Raw genomic sequence first — 2,789 nt, 5'->3', positions numbered from 1 at the left:
GCTGTAGGTCGAGCTGTTCTTCTTGCCCACCTCCTGGCCGCCGATCTTGACCGTGCGGCTGCCTCGCGCGGTGTCCTTCGCGAAGGCGGTGTTGGGGTACGGGATCGGCACCGGCCCGGCCGGTGGCCCGGGTGGCGACAGGCAGACGTCGGGCATCGCCGCGATCGAACGGTTCGTCGAGGCCTTGCCCGACACCTCCAGCCCGTTCGCGAAGACGTTCCTGCCCATGGCCTCACCCCCGGCGCTCGAAGGCGGTGACGAGGGCGACACGCTCGCCGTTGTCCTCGCCGGCGTGCAGCAGCGTGTGATGGCTCGGCGCGTACGCCTTGGCACCGGCCTCGAAGGCCCAGCCCAGCAGGCAGGGGAAGATTGCAGCCCCGACCTCGCCGATGGACTGCGCCGGGTGCCAGGTCTCCACATGCCCCTTGGGCCGGCGTGACACACCCTCCGGCGGCAGTCGGTCGAGCCGGCCGGCGGCGATCGCCGCCTCCTTGAACTTGAAGCGTTCGCCGTTGTGATCGCTGACCGTGAAGTTCAGATCGAAGAACGGCACCTGCGCCATCTCGAGCGCCTGCTGCATGGCCTGCGTCAGGCCGTCGCCGAGCACCGGATCGTTCTCGTTGCCGCCGTCGCCGCTCGCCTCGCGGCCCACGCCGATGCCCTGGATCAGCAGCTCGTCCGCATCGAACGCCCCGCTGCGCCCGACCAGCACGGCGCAGGCCGCTTCGCCGGGCAGGAAGCCGTTGCTGTTGGTGCCGCATTTCAGGCGCCTGCGGCGCATGTAGTGCGCGACGACGACCTGGCGCAGGAAGCTCTCGACCCCCACGATGATGCAGCCGGGCGCGCCGTGGCGCCCGATGAGGTCGTCCGCGACCTGCAGCGCCGTCAGGATGCCGGTGCGCCCGCCCGCGATGGTGCCGCTGCCGGCCGGCAGCGCGCCACCCCAGTGGCGGGCGAGGTCGCTCATCACCATCGGTTCGAGGTCAGGGGCGCGAAACGGCCGGTCCGCAGGCGGCAGGATGACGAGCACCGGCAGCGCGAGGGCGCCGGACGCGGCAGGCGCCATGCCGAGTTCCGCGGCCCGCTGCGCGCATTGAGTGATCACCGGAATGGCCAGCGGCGCGGTCATCGTCGGCCCTTCCCACCACTGGTGCAGGCGCGGCCGCGCCGCGTTCAGGTCTTCACCGACCGTGAAGTCCCACAGCTTGGCGCGGCGGGCGCCATTGATGCCGGCGCGCATCGCGGCGCAGGTGGCCGGCCCGTCGGCGCCCACCGCGGTGAGCATCGCGTGGCCGAACACCGAGAGGCCCGCAGCGCGGCTCATGTGCCACCCTTGCGCGCACGCGCCAGCGCAGCCAGGCCGCGGTAGTGCTTCTTGCCGGTCTGGCGTGCGCGCAGCAGGCCGGGGGTGCGGGTGGAGGTGGTCTCGATCTGCATTTCGCGAAGTTCGAACGGGTCACGGATCAGCGGGCAACTCGCACGCCACGTCAGGCACAGGCGGTCTTCGTCCGGCTCGATGAACACCGTGTCGATCTGCGCCTGCACGTCCAGGACCGGCGCGCCATGGCGCACGAAGCGCACGTGCACGGGCTCCCTCGGCAGCCGGGCCTCGATGCGCGGCAGCGGACTCAGGTGCGCCAGCACGATGGGCTCGCCGCCGTGGGGATAGGGAATCTGCTGGTCGGGTGGCGCCGCCTGGTGGTAGCGCGGGTCGAAGTCGTCAGGCAGCCAGGGCATCTTCTCGCGCTGCCAGCGCTCGTCGTAGGTGCCGGCATGCGCGACGCGCGGCAGCCAATGCCGCCCCAGCGGACCGAAGGCCATCGGGCGGTAGTGCCCGTCCGGCCGCTCGACCGGATGACCGGGTTCCTCGGTCGCCGGCAAGGCCATGCCGGGCAGGTTCTGCCGGAAGCGGCAATAGCCGGTGCCTGCCGGATTGGGCCGGTACAGCTCGATGCGGCCGGGGTCCGACGGATCGATGTCCGTGCCGCCGAACGCATGGTCGTAGCCGATCTCCTGCGTCGTGAACGGCTGCGGATCGGTCGCCGCCACGCCGATCACGCCACGGCGCCATTCGCGGTGGCCGAGCACCGTCACCACCTTGCGGCAGCTGCCCACCATGAAGCCGGCCTCCATCCGCGTCACGGGCCGGCCGCCCGGCGCGTGGGCGCGGGCCCTCAGCAGGATGTCGCAATGCGGCTTGAAGACGCTGAAGTCGTTCTCGTGGACCGGGGCGTTGCGCGCCGGATCCTGGCCCGGCACGTCGGCCTCGTACAGCGGCAGTTGCGCCTGCGCGAGCTGCGGCGTTCCCTCCCCACAACTGCTCAGCACGAAGCTGGCCTTGACGACGACCACCGCGAGTTCGCGCCCGTCGGGTCGATGGCCGACGTTCCATCCAGCAAGGTAAGGCGTGGGGTTGACGAGGTGCATGCCGGCCGGAAGTCAGAAGAGGCGATCTACTGCTTCACGCCAGGGAATGGAACGGTACAGCCGGGCGCCGGCCGAGACCAAGTGAACAAAGTCAACGCATGGTGCCGGCGGCGGGACTTGAACCCGCATCTCCGCGAGGAGGAGGGATTTTAAGTCCCTTGCGTATACCGATTTCGCCACGCCGGCAGCGGATCTTCGAGGCAACCCCGGCGATTATCAATGCATGCACCGAGGTCGGCCCGCGTCGGCCATGATCCATTCCTCCCCCACTGACGCCCCGCCTCCATGCCCTCCCCCGCCACCCGCCTCGAACACGACAGCCTCGGCGACATCGCCGTCCCCGCCGACGCGCTGTACGGAGC

The 2,789-nt window shown here is 70.7% G+C and carries 3 protein-coding genes and 1 tRNA gene; all 4 read right to left on the bottom strand.

Annotated elements, in window-relative coordinates:
- The coding region (locus AC1D12_RS30115) for a PAAR-like domain-containing protein (RefSeq protein ID WP_477844921.1) at window positions 1–228 on the bottom strand (228 nt) is incomplete at its 3' end.
- 4 nt (window positions 229–232) lie between these two features.
- Window positions 233–1,324, bottom strand: a complete 1,092-nt coding sequence (locus AC1D12_RS30110; RefSeq protein ID WP_477844919.1) for a hypothetical protein — start codon at window positions 1,322–1,324, stop codon at window positions 233–235.
- Window positions 1,321–2,427, bottom strand: a complete 1,107-nt coding sequence (locus tag AC1D12_RS30105) for a DUF2169 family type VI secretion system accessory protein (RefSeq protein ID WP_477844917.1) — start codon at window positions 2,425–2,427, stop codon at window positions 1,321–1,323. Before AC1D12_RS30105 ends, AC1D12_RS30110 begins: the two co-directional genes overlap by 4 nt.
- 99 nt (window positions 2,428–2,526) lie before the next feature.
- A tRNA-Leu gene (locus AC1D12_RS30100) sits at window positions 2,527–2,613 on the bottom strand.
- Window positions 2,614–2,789: the final 176 nt, after the last annotated feature.

The organism is Rhizobacter sp. P1_G5 (genome assembly GCF_056405435.1).
The sequence above is the reverse complement of the archived record's forward strand: the minus strand, read 5'-3'. Positions and strand labels throughout refer to the sequence as shown.

Bases quoted from the DNA above. Each gene is read 5' to 3' on its own strand.
- AC1D12_RS30110 (WP_477844919.1), bottom strand. From the start codon at position 1,324: ATGAGCCGCGCTGCGGGCCTCTCGGTGTTCGGCCACGCGATGCTCACC.
- AC1D12_RS30105 (WP_477844917.1), bottom strand. From the start codon at position 2,427: ATGCACCTCGTCAACCCCACGCCTTACCTTGCTGGATGGAACGTCGGC.